The sequence below is a fragment of the Halonatronomonas betaini genome (assembly GCF_015666175.1).
In the GTDB taxonomy this organism is placed as follows: Bacteria; Bacillota; Halanaerobiia; order Halanaerobiales; family Halarsenatibacteraceae; genus Halonatronomonas; species Halonatronomonas betaini.
Map to the genome: position 1 here is coordinate 606,373 of NZ_JADPIE010000001.1, position 15,798 is coordinate 622,170.

15 protein-coding genes, 1 tRNA gene and 1 other RNA gene are annotated in these 15,798 nt (G+C 35.3%); all 17 read left to right on the forward strand.

Annotation, left to right across the window (positions count from 1 at the left end):
• The 17 genes from recO (at nucleotide 1) to yajC (ending at nucleotide 15,778) form a co-directional block, all read left to right on the forward strand.
• Nucleotides 1–759, forward strand: a complete 759-nt coding sequence (gene recO, locus I0Q91_RS02985) for a DNA repair protein RecO (RefSeq protein ID WP_270452774.1) — start codon at nucleotides 1–3, stop codon at nucleotides 757–759.
• A gap of 71 nt (nucleotides 760–830) precedes the next feature.
• Nucleotides 831–1,700: a glycine--tRNA ligase subunit alpha gene (gene glyQ, locus I0Q91_RS02990; protein WP_270452775.1), complete on the forward strand. Its 870-nt coding sequence runs from the start codon at nucleotides 831–833 to the stop codon at nucleotides 1,698–1,700.
• Nucleotides 1,690–3,747 (forward strand): glycine--tRNA ligase subunit beta, encoded by a 2,058-nt coding sequence (gene glyS / locus I0Q91_RS02995; protein WP_270452776.1) that lies wholly within the window; start codon nucleotides 1,690–1,692, stop codon nucleotides 3,745–3,747. The genes glyQ and glyS overlap by 11 nt, the downstream gene beginning before the upstream one ends.
• A gap of 13 nt (nucleotides 3,748–3,760) precedes the next feature.
• Nucleotides 3,761–4,558 carry a pyruvate, water dikinase regulatory protein gene (locus I0Q91_RS03000; protein ID WP_270452777.1) on the forward strand — a complete coding sequence of 266 codons (798 nt, stop codon included), beginning with the start codon at nucleotides 3,761–3,763 and terminating at the stop codon, nucleotides 4,556–4,558.
• A gap of 1 nt (nucleotide 4,559) precedes the next feature.
• The gene (locus I0Q91_RS03005) at nucleotides 4,560–5,570 is read left to right on the forward strand and encodes a deoxyguanosinetriphosphate triphosphohydrolase (RefSeq protein ID WP_345790931.1); all 1,011 of its coding nucleotides are present in this window, start codon (nucleotides 4,560–4,562) and stop codon (nucleotides 5,568–5,570) included.
• A 54-nt stretch (nucleotides 5,571–5,624) separates the two neighbouring features.
• The gene (dnaG, locus tag I0Q91_RS03010) at nucleotides 5,625–7,379 is read left to right on the forward strand and encodes a DNA primase (RefSeq protein WP_270452780.1); all 1,755 of its coding nucleotides are present in this window, start codon (nucleotides 5,625–5,627) and stop codon (nucleotides 7,377–7,379) included.
• Nucleotides 7,379–8,452, forward strand: coding sequence for an RNA polymerase sigma factor RpoD (rpoD, locus tag I0Q91_RS03015; RefSeq protein ID WP_270452782.1), 1,074 nt, complete (start codon nucleotides 7,379–7,381; stop codon nucleotides 8,450–8,452). The genes dnaG and rpoD overlap by 1 nt, the downstream gene beginning before the upstream one ends.
• A 59-nt stretch (nucleotides 8,453–8,511) precedes the next feature.
• Nucleotides 8,512–8,588, forward strand: a tRNA-Ile gene (locus I0Q91_RS03020).
• 61 nt (nucleotides 8,589–8,649) lie between these two features.
• Nucleotides 8,650–9,765: a Nif3-like dinuclear metal center hexameric protein gene (locus tag I0Q91_RS03025; protein WP_270452783.1), complete on the forward strand. Its 1,116-nt coding sequence runs from the start codon at nucleotides 8,650–8,652 to the stop codon at nucleotides 9,763–9,765.
• Between the two features lie 56 nt (nucleotides 9,766–9,821).
• An RNA gene (rnpB, locus tag I0Q91_RS03030) (RNase P RNA component class A) lies at nucleotides 9,822–10,161 on the forward strand.
• Nucleotides 10,162–10,258: 97 nt separating this feature from the next.
• Nucleotides 10,259–11,020, forward strand: coding sequence for a YebC/PmpR family DNA-binding transcriptional regulator (locus I0Q91_RS03035; RefSeq protein WP_270452784.1), 762 nt, complete (start codon nucleotides 10,259–10,261; stop codon nucleotides 11,018–11,020).
• 71 nt (nucleotides 11,021–11,091) lie between these two features.
• Nucleotides 11,092–11,589, forward strand: a complete 498-nt coding sequence (gene ruvC, locus I0Q91_RS03040; protein WP_345790924.1) for a crossover junction endodeoxyribonuclease RuvC — start codon at nucleotides 11,092–11,094, stop codon at nucleotides 11,587–11,589.
• Nucleotides 11,586–12,173, forward strand: a complete 588-nt coding sequence (gene ruvA / locus I0Q91_RS03045; RefSeq protein WP_270452785.1) for a Holliday junction branch migration protein RuvA — start codon at nucleotides 11,586–11,588, stop codon at nucleotides 12,171–12,173. The genes ruvC and ruvA overlap by 4 nt, the downstream gene beginning before the upstream one ends.
• A gap of 6 nt (nucleotides 12,174–12,179) precedes the next feature.
• Nucleotides 12,180–13,199, forward strand: a complete 1,020-nt coding sequence (gene ruvB, locus I0Q91_RS03050) for a Holliday junction branch migration DNA helicase RuvB (RefSeq protein ID WP_270452786.1) — start codon at nucleotides 12,180–12,182, stop codon at nucleotides 13,197–13,199.
• A gap of 20 nt (nucleotides 13,200–13,219) precedes the next feature.
• Nucleotides 13,220–14,248: a tRNA preQ1(34) S-adenosylmethionine ribosyltransferase-isomerase QueA gene (gene queA / locus I0Q91_RS03055; protein ID WP_270452787.1), complete on the forward strand. Its 1,029-nt coding sequence runs from the start codon at nucleotides 13,220–13,222 to the stop codon at nucleotides 14,246–14,248.
• 17 nt (nucleotides 14,249–14,265) lie between these two features.
• Nucleotides 14,266–15,378, forward strand: coding sequence for a tRNA guanosine(34) transglycosylase Tgt (tgt, locus tag I0Q91_RS03060; RefSeq protein WP_270452788.1), 1,113 nt, complete (start codon nucleotides 14,266–14,268; stop codon nucleotides 15,376–15,378).
• A 112-nt stretch (nucleotides 15,379–15,490) separates the two neighbouring features.
• Nucleotides 15,491–15,778, forward strand: coding sequence for a preprotein translocase subunit YajC (yajC, locus tag I0Q91_RS03065; protein ID WP_270452789.1), 288 nt, complete (start codon nucleotides 15,491–15,493; stop codon nucleotides 15,776–15,778).
• Nucleotides 15,779–15,798: the final 20 nt, after the last annotated feature.

Here is a 15,798-nt window from a genome sequence, read left to right on the forward strand (position 1 = left end):
GTGGCTGAAAAGGTTACTGAAGCAGTCGTTTTAAAACGCTCAGATTTAGGGGAAAAGGATCAGTTAGTGACCTTTTATACTAAAGATGCCGGTCTTTTAAGGCTGGCCTTTAGTGGAGGCAAATCCTTTAAAAGTTCTTATCTGGGCCTGGTTCAATCGTTTAACTGGCTTAATTTGACTTATTTCCAGGGCGAAGGATTAGGGAAGATAATTGATGTTGAATCAAAATATAATTTTCCAGGTGTTAAAAACGATTATAATAAGCTTTCTTATGGAAATTATATTTTGGAGTTCTATTATCTGACTGGTACTGCTGAGAAGAACCCTTTGTACTTCAATCATCTTATTCTCAGTCTGATAAAACTGGAAGGTATTGAGAGGGATATTCAATTTAAAAAGCTAATGGTGATATTTAATACTGCAGCCCTTTCTTTATTAGGTTATCCCTTGCAATTAGCTGACTGTGATAACTGCCAGGCTCTGTCTGGCAATAAGGATTATTATTTTTTGATAGATGAAGGCCGGTTTTTTTGTAATAAATGTAATCCAGCCAGTTTAAATAGTGAGCATTCAGTGAGTTTGAATAAAAATCAGGTTAAATTTTTGCTCAGGTCGAAAGCAAAAGGTTTTGGTGCTGATAAATTTCCTGCAATAGCTGATAATTCTTTTAATAAGTTAAATAAATTATTGCTGGATTTTATTAAGTATCATCTGGATTTAGATTTTAAAGCATTAAGTATGCTGGATCTTTATAGATAGAAGTACCTCGTCCCTTACGGGGTGAGGTATTTTTGATTTAATTAAAATGTTATAACCAAGGAGATGGTTTTATGTTATTTCAGGATATTATTCAGAAGTTAAGTCAATACTGGGGTGAACAGGGATGTGTTATTGAGCAACCCTATGATGTTGAGGTAGGAGCTGGAACAATGTGTCCAGGCACCTTTTTAAGAGCTCTAGGAGAAAAACCCTGGGATTCAGCCTATGTTCAGCCTTCAAGAAGGCCACAGGATGGTAGATATGGCGATAATCCTAACCGGGTTCAGAGACATTTTCAATTTCAGGTTATTATGAAGCCTTCACCTGAAAATATTCAGGATCTTTATCTTGATAGTTTAAGAGAATTAGGTATTGATCCCCTTGAACATGATATTCGCTTTGTTGAGGATAACTGGGAGGCTCCAACTCTAGGATCCTGGGGGCTTGGCTGGGAAGTCTGGCTTGATGGTATGGAAATTACTCAATTTACATATTTCCAGCAGGTTGGCGGTTTAGATGCCAGGCCTGTTACTGTTGAGCTTACCTATGGCCTTGAAAGAATTGCTATGTATCTCCAGGAGGTTGAGAATGTTTATGACCTTACCTGGGTTGAGGGAGTAACCTATGGTGATATTTATTACCGGAATGAATATGAACAATCTAAATATAATTTTGAGGTGGCAGATGTAGCTCGCCTTCATAGATTATTTGATGATTTTGAAGCTGAAGCAGAGGAAGCATTAAATGATAATCTGGCCCTGCCTGCTTATGATTATACTTTGAAATCTTCTCATATCTTTAATATACTTGATGCCCGAGGTGCTATTAGTGTTACAGAGAGAACTAAATATATTAAGCGGGTAAGAAATTTAGCACAAAGGACAGCCAGGGTATATCTGGAAGTTCAGGAAGAAAAGGAGGATTCAGGTAATGAGCAATAAATTTGTATTTGAATTAGGGACTGAGGAAATCCCGGCTAAAATGGTAGTTAATTTAAGAAATAATTTACTGAGATTGGCCAGGGAAAGTTTTAAAGAGGAATTAATAGAATACGATAGCCTTAAAACTTATTCAACTCCAAGAAGGCTTGTTCTCTTTGGTCAGGGCTTATCAGATAAACAGGCTGATAGAGAAGAGGTCGTTAGAGGGCCATCAGTTGAAATAGCATTTGATGACGATGGTAATCCTACTAAAGCTGGCCAGGGTTTTGCCAGGGGACAACAAATGGAAGTTGATGATTTAGTCGAAAGGGATGGCTATTTATATGCTGAAAAAGTTATAGAAGGTGAGCCGACTGCTGAGGTTTTAGGAAGAATTATCCCTGATATTGTTGATAAGTTGCCACAGCCTCAGAAGATGCGCTGGGGGGATAATGAGTATCGTTTTATCAGGCCTATCCGCTGGATTATGGCTTTATTAGGGGAACAGGTTATTGAATTTGAGTTAGCTGGTTTAAAATCTAATAGATTTAGTAACGGCCACAGGTTTTTAGGAGAGGCTGAATTTAAAATAGCTAAAGCAGGAGATTATTTTGAGAGACTAAAAGATGAGTCAGTAATAGTTGATCAGGATAAGCGGGAAGAATTAATTTTAAAGCAGATAGATAATATCCTGGCTGAAAATGAAGAGATTTATAGGTCAGAGGGATTATTAGAAGAAGTGGTTAATCTTGTTGAGTATCCAACAGCTTTTAAAGGGAGCTTTAAGGATGAATATTTAGAGTTGCCTGAAGAGGTATTGACGACATCAATGATAGAACATCAGAGATATTTTCCTGTTATTAAAGAGGAAAACTTACATTCAGCATTTATTGGAGTTAGAAATGGAGATTCAGAAAAAATTGAAAATGTTATAGATGGAAATGAGAAGGTTATAAGGGCTAGACTCTCAGATGCTGTTTTCTTTTACAATGATGATATATCTAAAGAGCTTGACTATTTCAATGAAAGGTTAAATGAAATAGTTTATCAGGAGGAGCTTGGCTCTTTAGCTGATAAAGTTGATAGATTAAAAAAGATAGCAGGCCAGGTTGCAGGCCTGGTTAATTTAACTGGAAATGATCGAGATAATTTAATTAGAGCTGCAAAACTGGCTAAATTTGATCTTGCTACAAGTATGGTTAGAGAGTTTGCATCTTTGCAAGGAATAATGGGTGCTAAATATGCTGCTGAAGCCGGTGAAACCAGCGAGGTTGCCAGGGCTATAGGCCAGCATTATAAACCGGCTGGGGCCGATGATAGCCTGCCAGAAAGTATAGAGGCCAGACTGCTTAGTATCTCTGATAAGATCGATGATATTGTAAGTAATTTTTATTTAGGCAATATTCCAACTGGCAGCCAGGATCCCTTTGCACTTAGAAGAAAGGCTACCGGGATTATAAGAATAATTCTTGATGGTAGGATTGCTCTTAAGCTGAATAGCATAGTTGGAATTGTTGGTGATCTTCTTGAAATAGATACTAAGACTGAAGAAAAAGTTTTTGGTTTCTTTAAACAGAGAGTTGAAAATTATTTCTCTGAAAATGGAATTAGATATGATGTATTAGATGCGGCATTAGCAGTTGATTTTTATGATCTTCAAGATCTTAAAAATAGGCTTGCTGCTATAATGAAATTTAGAAATAAAGATTATGACCGTTTTGTTAAGTTATTATATGGCTTACAGAGATGTGGAAACCTGGCTGCTCAGGCAGAAGGTTTAGATGAGATTAACTCTGATCTGATTAAAGAATCTGAAGAAAAAGTTCTTTATGATGAGTATGTTAAGATTAATGATAAGATAGAGGCTTACTTTAATAATGACGATTATTATCAGGCTTTAGAAGAGATTGCAGCTTTAAAAGATATGGTTGATAATTTCCTTGACAACATTGTTGTAATGGTAGATGATGAGGAAGTCAGAAAAAATAGAATTGGCTTATTAGAAAGAGTTGCCAGTTTAATTGAACCAGTTATGGATATAAATGAGATAGCTTTAGATGAAAATTAGGGAGGCATAGTCCATGGGTGATAAAAAAACTGTATATGTAGTTTCTGATTCTTTAGGGGAAACAGCTAATAGTGTTGTTGATGCTGCTGCCAGTCAGTTTGACACTGATCGAATTGAAACAGTAAAATTTTCTCATGTTAAGACTGTGAGAGAGTTAAAGAATATTGTTTTAAAAGCTGCTGATAAAGATGCCATGATAGTATATACCCTGATTAATCCTGAGCTTAGAAAAGAGTTTTATACATTTGGTAGAGAAAGAGATATAATTATGATTGATGTTATGGGTCCAATTATGGAGAAGATGGAAAATCTCCTTAATTCCAAGCCGGTTTTGCAGCCTGGGATCAGACATCAGCTAGATCAGAATTATTTTAAAAGGGTTGAAGCAATGGAATTTACAGTAAAATATGATGATAGAAATGATAAAAAGGGGATTGAACTTGCTGATGTTGTTTTAATTGGAGTATCCAGAACATCCAAAACTCCTCTATGTATATATCTATCATATCGGGGTCATAAAGCAGCAAATATCCCACTGGTGCCAGAGGTAGACGTGCCTAAATTATTGTATGAAAACCCTGAAAATAAAGTTATTGGCCTGACTATTGACCCCCTCTTATTAAATGAGATAAGGCTGGAGAGATTAAAAGCTCTAGGTTTGAGTCAGGATAGTCAATATGCCTCAATAAAAAGAATAAATGAGGAACTTGATTATGCTGATCAGATAATGAAAAAGATTGGTTGCCCGGTAATTAATGTAACTAATAAGTCGATTGAAGAATCGGCAAATGAAGTTCAGGAATATTTTTAATATGTTTAGCCGTGAAAAGCTCGAGAAAATTGAGATGGATAAGTTATCACCTGGAGCCCAGTTTAGCTCTGAAAGCAAAGGCAGAAGAAATCCTGAAGAATTATGCAAATATCGAATGATATTTCAACAGGATAGAGATAGGATTATTCATTCAAAAGCTTTCAGGCGTTTAAAGCATAAAACCCAGGTTTTTATTTCACCCTTGGGAGATCATTTTAGAACAAGACTGACTCATACCCTTGAGGTATCCCAAATTTCAAGAACTATTGCCCGCTCTTTAGGATTGAATGAGGATTTGACTGAAGCTATTGCTCTGGCCCATGATCTTGGCCATACTCCTTTTGGCCATGCTGGTGAGGAGGTTCTAAATAGACTTTCAGACAAAGGATTTCAGCATAATTACCAGAGTTTAAGGGTTGTTGATAAGTTAGAGAGTCGAAATGGAAATAAGTTCGGTTTGAATTTGAGTTATGAGGTCAGGGATGGTATTTTAAATCATACAGGAGAAAAGTTGCCTGAAACTCTGGAGGGGCAGATAGTAAAAATTGCTGATAGAATTGCTTATATCAATCATGATCTTGATGATGCTATGAGAGCAGATATTATTTGCCTGGAGGATATACCTTATAGCTGCATTGAGGTGTTGGGTAAAAGGCAATCTGATAGAATTGATATTATGGTAAAAGATATAATATCTACAAGTTCTAAAAGTGATATTATTAAAATGTCTGATGAGGTGGATAAGGTTACAAATAAATTAAGAGATTTTCTCTTTAATAATGTATATATAGGTTCTGAAGCTAAGGTGGAGGAAGAAAAAGCTCAGAAACTTCTAGAGAGGTTATATTTTCATTATTATGAGAAACCTGAAGCTATGCCTTCAGAGTTTTATGAGCGGATCGATGATGAAGGTAAAGAACAGGCTGTAATAGACTATATTGCAGGCATGACTGATCGGTATGCGATAAATCAGGGAAGGGAGCTTTTTATTCCATCATCTTCTTTCTTTTAGGAACATGCAGGATTTTATTTAACTATAACGAAATATAATATAGGATTGATAATTATGGCTTCTATATCAAGAGATATAATTAATCAAATAAAGGCAGAGATAGATATTGTTGAATTAATCGGGGAGTATGTAGACCTGAGCAGTTCAGGTAAAAATTATGTTGCTCTATGTCCATTTCACCAGGAAAATACTCCTTCCTTTACTGTTAATCCTAATAAGCAGTTTTATTATTGCTTTGGTTGTGGGGCTGGAGGAGATTCAATAAATTTTATTCAGGAAATCGATAATTTGTCTTTTCAGGAATCAGTCTTAACTCTTGCTGAAAGGGCAGGCATAGAAGTTGATATTAAGGGCGGGATTGATAAAGAAAAGATGAAGCTAAGAGAGGCTATCTTTTCTGCTAATAATTTAGCCTCAAAATTTTATAATTATTTACTTTTAAACAATGATATTGCCAGTAAAGCTAAAGAATATCTTAATGATCGAGGATTTAATGAAGAAGATATTAAAAAATTTAATTTAGGATATGCCCCGGATAGCTGGAGGGGGCTATATAATTTTCTGTCTGATAAAGGTTTTAATCAGGAAGTTTTAATAAAATCCGGTCTGGTTGTAGCTGGGAAAAATAATAGCTATTATGATCGTTTTAGAGATAGAGTTATCTTTCCAATTTATAATGTAAGATCAGAAGTTATTGGTTTTGGAGGAAGAGTTATAGACCCAGAAGATTTTCCTAAATATTTGAATTCACCTGAAAGCCCTGTTTTTTCTAAGAAAAAATTACTGTATGGTCTTAATATTTCAAAAGAGGGGATTCAGGATAAAAATGAAGCTGTTATCGTTGAAGGTTATACTGATGTTTTGACTGCCCATAAGTTTGGACTAACGAATTTTGTTGCCTCTTTAGGAACAGCTTTAACCAGGGAACAGGCAAATTTATTAAAAAGATATTGTGATAAAGTATATATAGCCTATGATGCTGATACTGCTGGTGATAAGGCTACTTTGAGAGGCCTGGAAATTTTGCGTCAGGCAGGGCTTGATGTAGCAATTATTGAGTTACCCCAGGACCTTGATCCTGATGATTACATTAAAAATAAAGGCAGTGATGCTTTCATTGAGCTGGAATCTAAAGCTCCTGACTTAATTGAGTATAGAATTGATTTAATAATGGAAAAATATCAGGACCAATCAGCTAATAGCAGGTTAAAAGCAGCTCAGGCTGGTGTAGATTTTCTCGCTACTATCAAAGATGAGCTGACCCAGGATGCTTATGCAAAGGTGCTGGCTGAAAAGACTGAGATTGGCTATGAAGAAATAAAAAACAAGATGCAGAAAGTTAAGAAAGAGAAAAAGAAATCGAAACGGTGGAAGCAGAAAAATAGAGAAGAAAAAAAGAAGACTGATCAAGATATTAATGATTCTGAATGGCAGGTTTTGGCTTATATGTTACAGGACCAGGAATACCGGGAGTTAGGTATTGATAAACTTAACCCAGCTTATTTTTCTGATGATACAGCTGAAATTGCCAGACAACTCTGGGAAGATATTGAGATTACTGCTACTGAGGTTATTTCTGTTCTACCTGAGGAGAAAAGAGATAATTTAGCCAGATATTTTCTAGCTAAAGATAGACTTCCATCAAAAAATGGCTTTAAAAATTTGATTAAAGAAGTAATAACCGGTAATATAGAGGATGAGATAAGTAATATTTTACATGAATTAAGGAATTCTAATGATCGCAATTATATAAATGATTTATTATTATATTATAAAAGGTTATTAAGATTAGAAAGGAGGGACGTATAATGTCAGATGATTATGCAAGTCCCGGTAAGATTAAAGAAGTTAAAAAGTTGATTAACTATGGAAAAAAAGAAGGAAAATTGACATATAAAGAGATCATGGATGCTTTAGAAGATGTTGAACTTGATTCTGAGGATATAGAACAGGTCTATGATATCTTTAATGAAATGGATATAGATGTTATTGAAGAAGGCGAAGATGAGCCTGAGGATGATGAAAATTTAGATTTATCAATTCCCCAGGGTGTGGGAATTGATGATCCTGTTAGAATGTATTTAAAAGAAATAGGGAAAGTTGATCTTTTAACAGCTGAGGAAGAGGTAAGTATTGCTAAAAGGATTGAAGAAGGCGATGAAACAGCCAGGCAGGAACTAATAGAAGCTAATTTAAGGTTAGTTGTTAGTATAGCAAAAAAATATGTGGGCAGAGGATTATTATTTTTAGATCTAATTCAGGAAGGTAACATGGGCCTGATGAAAGCTGTTGAGAAATTTGATTATACTAAAGGCTATAAATTTAGTACCTATGCTACCTGGTGGATAAGGCAGGCAATAACAAGAGCTATTGCTGATCAGGCCAGAACTATTAGGATTCCTGTGCATATGGTAGAAACGATTAATAAGTTAATCAGGGTTTCCAGGCAACTTCTTCAGGAATTAGGAAGAGAGCCTACCCCGGAAGAGATCGGTGAAGAAATGGACTTAAGTCCTGATAAAGTAAGAGAGATCATGAAGATTTCCCAGGAACCTGTATCCCTTGAAACTCCAATTGGTGAAGAGGAAGATAGCAATTTAGGGGATTTCATTGAAGATGAAGATGCCCCTGCTCCGGCCAAAGCAGCTTCTTACTCTCTTTTAAAAGAACAGATTGACCAGGTTTTAGATTCATTAACTGATAGGGAGAAAAGAGTTCTAGAGTTAAGATTTGGAATTGAAGATGGCAGACCCCGTACCCTGGAAGAAGTCGGGAAGGAATTTGGAGTCACCAGGGAGAGAATAAGGCAGATAGAGTCAAAAGCCTTAAGAAAGCTCCGCCATCCTACCAGAAGCAAAAAATTAAAAGATTATTTGGATTAACCCTTGACGAATTAAAGTTTTTATTCTATAATGTAACATGTGCTGAGAGAAATTTAATAGGGCCCATAGCTCAGTTGGTCAGAGCAATCGGCTCATAACCGATTAGTCCCAGGTTCGAGTCCTGGTGGGCCCACCATGTAATTAATAACCTTGTTCTTTACTGGAACAGGGTTTTATTATATTTAAGGGGGTAAATTATGATTACTGTTAGTGAAATAGCTGGGAAGATTAATAAGTTAGCTCCATCTTTTTTAGCTGAAGATTGGGATAATATTGGAATCCAGGTTGGTAATCCAGATTGGCCAGTTGATAAGATAGGTGTTGCCTTAGACGCCACAGAAGAGATTGTAGATGAAGCAATTGAAACCGGTTGTCAATTATTAATAGTTCATCATCCTTTAATCTTTAAAGGGATAAAAAATGTGCATACAGGTAATACCACTGGCAAAATAATTACTAAGGCTATTCAATCTGAGTTGAGTATAATTGCTGCTCATACAAATATTGACCATGCTGAGAATGGGTTAAATGACTATCTATCTAATTTGCTTGAACTTGATAATGTAGAAAATTTGAGTAATAATTTACCTTTTAAAAAATTTGTTGGTTATATACCGGAGTCAGACTTTGAAAAAGTTAGAACTGCTCTATTTGATGCTGGAGCTGGAAAGTTTGGGAATTATGATCAGGTAAGTTTTTCATTTAAAGGAAATGGATCATTCAGGCCCTTAAAAGGGAGCAATCCAGCTGAGGGAGTTCATGGTGAAAGATCGGAAGTTAAAGAATACAGGCTGGAGATTGTTGTAGATGAAAGGGATTTAGATAATTTAATATCAACCTATTTTGAGATGCATCCTTATGAGGAACCGGTTTTTGATCTCTTTCAACCTGAGCAGTTGCAGGGCGAGTATTTTCCTGCCAGGATAGGTTTTTTAAATAATGTTATGAGTTTATCTGAATTTGCTAGATTTGCAAATAATAAATTGAATTTAGATTATTCCCAGGTAGCAGGAAATAAAGATAAAGAAATCGAAAAAGTTGCTATAGCCTGCGGAAGTGGTGCTGATTTTATTAAAGCTGCTTCCAGACAGGGTGCAGATGTGCTGGTTACAGGGGATATTAAATACCATGAGGCCCAATCTGCTCTTGAATCAGGAGTTGCTTTAATAAATGCAGGACATTATGGTACTGAAAAAGTTTTTCCTGAGTTAATCAAAAATTATTTAACTGAAGTGGAGTATTCTAGAGCGAAGAAACCTGATATAATAGAATTAGAAGGTCAAAGCTCAATCTGGAACTTATATACTACTTGATATTAATAAGAATTGGTGCTATAATTAATAAGGCTAAAAAATAAAATATATTTTGGTAAGTTGGCCGGATGGTCGCAGTTTTGAATGAAACTGAGGAAAGTCCGGGCTCCACAGGGCAGGGTGCTGGGTAATACCCAGTGGAGGTGACTCCCAGGCAAGTGCCACAGAAAAGATACCGCTGTTTTTAACAGTAAGGGTGAAAAGGTGAGGTAAAAGCTCACCAGAGTTCAGGTGACTGGACTGCTAGGTAAACCCCACCTGGAGTAAGTCCAAATAGAGAGGAAATAAAGCTGCCCGCTTTTCCTCCGGGTAAGGACGCTTGACGGCTATAGGTAACTATAGCTGCAGATAGATGACCATTTAAGACAGAACCCGGCTTACAGGCCAACTTACCAGTATTTCATTCCCATGGCCTGGCCATGGGTTTATTTGATTGAAAATATGTTTGTTTTATGTTAAAATTATATGCAGTATGTATGTAGGAGGGATTGTTATGGCTGGTCATTCTAAATGGGCCAATATAAAGCATAAAAAGCAGAAAGAGGATAGAAGAAGAGCAAAATTGTTTTCTAAGTTAAGCAAGAGAATAGCAGTGGCTGCCCGTGAAGGTGGCGGCGATCCTGAAATGAATGCTGAACTTAGAATGGTTATTGATAAAGCAAGAGATAATAATATGCCCAATGAAAATATTGAAAGGGCTATAAAAAGAGGTACAGGTGAATTAGAGGGTGTTGATTATGAGAGTTTTGATTATGAAGGTTATGGTCCTGAAGGTGTAGCTCTTTATCTGGAGATAACTACAGATAATAGAAATCGTGCGGCTTCTGAAATCAGACATATACTTTCTGAGAATGGGGGAAATCTGGGTGAATCAGGTTGCGTTGCCTGGATGTTTGATAGAAAAGGGCAGTTAGTGTTGGATAATTCAAATAATAGTTTTGATGAAGATGAAGTTTTATTGGAAGCTTTAGAGGCAGGGGCTGAAGATGTTAAGCTTGAAGGTGAAATTATCAGAATTTTAACGGACCCTAAAGAATTCATGTCTGTTAAAGAAGAATTAGAGGAAAATAACTTTGAATTTAAAGATTCAGATATAGTTATGCTTCCAAATAATACTGTAGACCTTGATAAATCAGGAGCAAAAAAAATCCTTAATTTGATGGATGAATTAGAAGAGCATGATGATGTTCAGGAGATATATGCTAATTTTAATATCCCTGAATCAGTTCTTGAGGAGATAGAAAATGAAGAGTAATCTTATGATTCTTTAATTTTCAAGACACTGATTTTTCAGTGTCTTTTGATTTTATTGTCGGGGGTGTTCTTTTGAAGATAATGGGGGTAGATCCAGGCCTGGCTACTTTAGGCTATGCCTTTATAGAAAAAAATAATAATTCTTTTAAGTTGATTAATTATGATGTGATTAAGACAGAGGCTGAAATGTCAGATGTTAGTCGACTAAAAATAATTTATAATAAGTTGCAAGAATTAATAGAAAAAAATCAGCCAGCCTGTATGGCTGTTGAAGAGCTATTTTTTAATAAGAATGTGAAAACAGCAATCAGGGTTGGCCAGGCAAGAGGAGTGATTTTGCTGGCAGGTGCAGATGCTGGTATAGACGTGTCTGAGTACACCCCATTGCAGGTTAAACAGGCAGTTGTTGGCTATGGTAGAGCCAGCAAACATCAAGTACAGCATATGGTTAAAGCTTTATTAAATTTAGAGTCAATTCCTGAGCCTGATGATGCTGCAGATGCGCTGGCAGTAGCTATTTGCCATGGACATAATTATGGCTTTAATAAAAGATGGGGTGACCAAATTTGATTGGATATTTAAATGGTAAAGTTGTTGAAGCTAAAACAGAGGAATTAATAGTATCTGTTAATGGAGTTGGCTATCAGGTTAACTTACCATCTGCTTTCAGTTATTATCAAAGTGGTGACGATTGTGAGTTATATATATATACTTATGTAAGGGAAGATGCTTTAGAATTATTTGGTTTTAAAGAAAGGGAAAGCAAGGAACTATTTATTAAGCTATTATCAGTTTCCGGAATAGGTCCGAAAGTTGCATTGAGTATAATATCGACCCTTTCTCCAGAAAAATTTGCCCAGGCAGTAGTTAATGAAAATATAAATGTTCTAAAGCAGGTAAATGGGATTGGACCAAAAAGTGGGCAGAGATTAATTTTAGAATTAAAGGATAAACTGGATGATATTTTGCTTGTGGCCGGTAGTCAATCTGGTTCAAAAACTTTAGCCCATGATGATGAACTTTATTCTGCTTTAAATAATCTTGGTTATCAAGATAATGAAATTAATAATGCAGTAAATGAGTTAAGTAATGAATTAGCAGGAGACCTGGAAGATCGGATTATGCAAGTATTAAATTATCTTGGCAAGGAGTAGGATATTATGGATCAGGAAAGAGTTGTTACTCCTGAAGAAAAGCAGGATGATGATTTTGATAAGACTTTAAGACCTAAACAATTAAAGTATTATGTCGGGCAGAAAAAAGTTAAAGAAAAATTAAAAATATTTATCCAGGCTGCCAGACAAAGGGGAGAGGCTTTAGATCATGTAATGTTATATGGACCTCCTGGTCTTGGAAAGACAACACTGGCTAATATTATTGCTAATGAGTTGAATGTTAATATTCATACTACCAGTGGACCGGCTATTGAAAGGCCTGGCGATCTGGCCAGTATTTTAACTAATTTGACTGGAAAAGATATTCTTTTTATAGATGAAATTCACAGGTTGAATAGAATGGTTGAAGAAGTTTTATATCCAGCTATGGAAGATTATGGCCTGGATATTATGATTGGTAAAGGCCCTTCTGCAAGATCTGTAAGGCTTGATTTGCCAGAATTTACTTTGGTTGGTGCAACAACAAGAGCTGGACAGCTTTCATCTCCTTTAAGAGATAGATTTGGTGTTATAAATAGATTAGAGTTTTATGATAATAAAGAGTTAAGCCAGATTGTTCAGAGATCAGCCAGGATTTTAGGAGTTGAAATTTCTGAAGATGGTTCAGAAGAAATAGCCTGTCGTTCCAGGGGAACTCCGAGGATTGCTAATCGATTATTGCGTAGAGTTAGAGATTATGCAGAGGTGAAAGCAGATGGAGTTATTACCCCTGATGTAGTCAGTAAAGCACTTAAATTATTAGAAATAGATGAATTAGGTTTGGATAGGCTTGATTATAGATTATTAAAATCTATTATTAATAAATTTGGTGGTGGTCCTGTCGGTTTAAAAACTATTGCTGCAGCGATTAGTGAAGAAACTGAAACAATTGAAGATGTTTACGAACCTTATTTATTACAGTTAGGGTTTTTAGAAAGGACACCCCGGGGAAGAAAAGCCACGAAATTAGCCTATAAACATTTAAATATTAATGAAGGTGATGATGAGAAGACTTTGTTTGACTAGTTCTGTTTGGAGGTATGTTAATGAGAACATCTGATTTCAATTATGATTTACCTGAAGAATTGATAGCACAGGAACCTGCTGACCAGAGAGATCATTCTAATCTCCTGGTTTTAAATAGATCTGGTGATATAGTTGATGATCTTAAATTTTACCAACTAAAAAAATACCTCAGACCTGGAGATAGATTAGTTTTTAATAATAGTAAAGTTATTCCAGCAAGATTATATGGTGAAAAAGAAATTTCTGGAATAGAGATAGAAATATTATTATTAAATGAGCTTGGTCCAGATCGCTGGGAGGCATTAGTTAAGCCAGGACGTAGAGTGAAAATTGGTACAAAAATAAGATTTGATGATGAATTGGTAGCTGAAGCTTTAGAGTATACTGATTTTGGTGGCAGAGTTTTAGAATTTAAGCCATCAGGAAATCTGCAGGCTAAGTTAAATCAATTAGGAGAAATGCCTTTGCCGCCATATATTAAAAAGAAGCCTGAAAATCCTGATAGATATCAAACAGTTTATGCTGATTCTGATAAAGAAGGGTCTGCTGCAGCACCAACTGCTGGTTTACATTTTACTGAAGAGATTCTTAAAGAACTTGAAGATTATGGTGTTGATTTAAGTTATTTAACTCTTCATGTAGGATTGGGGACATTTAGACCTGTGAAAGTCGATGATGTAGAAGAGCATGATATGCATGAGGAATACTATGAAATTGACAAAGAGACTGCTAATGATATAATGAATACGAAAAAGAATGGTGGAAGAGTAATTTCAGTAGGGACGACATCTGTAAGGGCTCTGGAATCTGCTGCTTCTTCAATAATGAATAGAGTAGGGGCAAAAGCCTGGACTGATATATTTATTTATCCTGGATATGATTTTAAAATTATTGATGGGCTTTTAACTAATTTTCATCTTCCAGAATCTACTTTAATTATGTTAGTTGCGGCTCTAATTGGTAAAGAAGAAGTTTTAGATGCATATAATTATGCAATTGAAAATAACTATAGGTTTTATAGTTTTGGAGATGCGATGATTATTATTTAGAAATTGGAGAAGATAATATGACATTAGATTTTGAAATAAAAAATAAAGATAGTAATTCACTGGCTAGAGAAGGGCTAATAGATATAGATGGGAAAAAGATTGATACACCAATTTTTATGCCAGTTGGTACCCAGGCAACTGTTAAAGCATTAAGACCTGAAGATTTAAAAGCATGTGGTGCAAGTATTATTCTTGCTAATACCTATCATCTCTATTTAAGACCTGGTTCAGAATTGATCGCCAATGCAGGTGGTCTTCATGATTTCATGAATTGGGATAGATTGATTTTAACTGATAGTGGTGGCTTTCAGGTTTTTAGTCTTTCTGATTTAAATGAGATCAAAGAAGAAGGTGTATATTTTCAATCACATCTAGATGGCTCTAAACATTTTATTTCACCAGAAAAATCAATCCAGATTCAAAAAGATTTAGGTGCAGATATTATAATGGCCTTTGATGAGTGTGCACCATATCCAGCAGATAAGAATTATGTTAAAGAGTCTCTGGAAAGAACATTAAGGTGGGCAGAAAGATGTAAAGAAGAGATGGTTGGTGTTAAGGATCAGCAGTTGTTTGGTATAGTTCAAGGTGGAACTTATCCTGAATTAAGGAAGATTAGTGCAAGAGAAACTATTAAACTGGGTTTTCCTGGTTATGCTATCGGTGGTTTAAGTGTTGGTGAAGAAACAGAACTAATGCATAAAATGCTGGAAGTTACTGTTCCTGAGTTACCAGAGTCAAAACCAAGATATTTGATGGGAGTTGGAACACCTGAAGATTTAATTGAAGGCGTTAGGAGAGGTATTGATATGTTTGATTGTGTTATGCCAACAAGGATTGCTAGGCATGGGAGTATTTATACCTCACAGGGAAGAATTACTATTAGGAATGCTTCATTTAGTGAAGATTTTAGTTCTCCGGATCCAGAATGTAATTGTTATGTTTGCAGAAATTATAGCAAAGCATACATCAGGCATCTTCTAAATAGGAATGAAATTTTAGGAGTTATTTTAACCAGTTATCATAATATATTCTTCTTACTTGATCTGATGGCTAAAATTCGGAAAAGTATTAATGGTGATTATTTTAGTGATTTTGCTGATAAGTTTTATAGTAATTATTTAGATTAACCAGACTGTATGTAATTAATCTTCAATAAAATGAAGGATTATCAAGACTTTTGTTGAATATAAAAAAAGATGGTTAGAGAATTAACAAAGAATATAAGGAGGAGTTTTTTTAATGGAACTTATTTTATCTTTAGTACCGTGGATCTTGATTTTTGGAGTCTTTTGGTTTTTCTTGATTAGGCCGCAGAAGAAGCAGCAAAAAGAGCATCAGGATATGTTAAGCAATCTTCAGGTAGGTGATAAGATAGTTACCGCTGGAGGAATTAAAGGAAAGATTGTTAAAATTAAAGATAATATTGTTAGGTTAAGAGTTTCATCTAATGTAGATATTGATTTACTGAAATCTTCAATTAGTCATATTGATAAGAGTGAAGACGATGAAGAAAATGATGATAACTAAAATTGAGTAAGTCTTTAATA